This is a genomic window from Actinomyces sp. HMSC065F12, assembly GCF_001814535.1.
In the GTDB taxonomy this organism is placed as follows: Bacteria; Actinomycetota; Actinomycetes; order Actinomycetales; family Actinomycetaceae; genus Pauljensenia; species Pauljensenia radingae_A.
Window position 1 is genome coordinate 1 of the sequence record NZ_KV816974.1, and the last position, 317, is coordinate 317.

1 protein-coding gene is annotated in these 317 nt (G+C 59.6%); it reads right to left on the reverse strand.

Features of this window, described 5'->3' with window-relative positions:
• A partial coding sequence (locus tag HMPREF2975_RS12525) for a hypothetical protein (protein WP_227469268.1) occupies positions 1–317 on the reverse strand: 317 nt, incomplete at both ends.

A 317-nucleotide genomic window follows, 5' to 3' on the forward strand; every position in this document is an offset into this window, starting at 1 on the left:
ATCTTGCCCGCGCCGATAATGTGTACCCACGCATTAAAAGCCGACGATTCCAACTGTGAGAACTTCAGTTTCAAGAACTCAGCGACCTTAGCCGTCAGGCTCCGGCTTGCGACAATGTTGCGCGCTTGAACGCTGTCAGCCGCGAGTTTGCCCGCCGTGACCGCGCCGTCCTCAATCAGCACCGTTCCCGCGTCCCCGGCCTTAGCGACCAGTACTTTACCCGCAGCCAGTTCGCCCGCGAACGCCTTATCCGTCACGAGACTTTTCATGAACGCCGTGTCGAAACTGCCCGTAGCCGCGCGCAGCTTGTCAGCCGT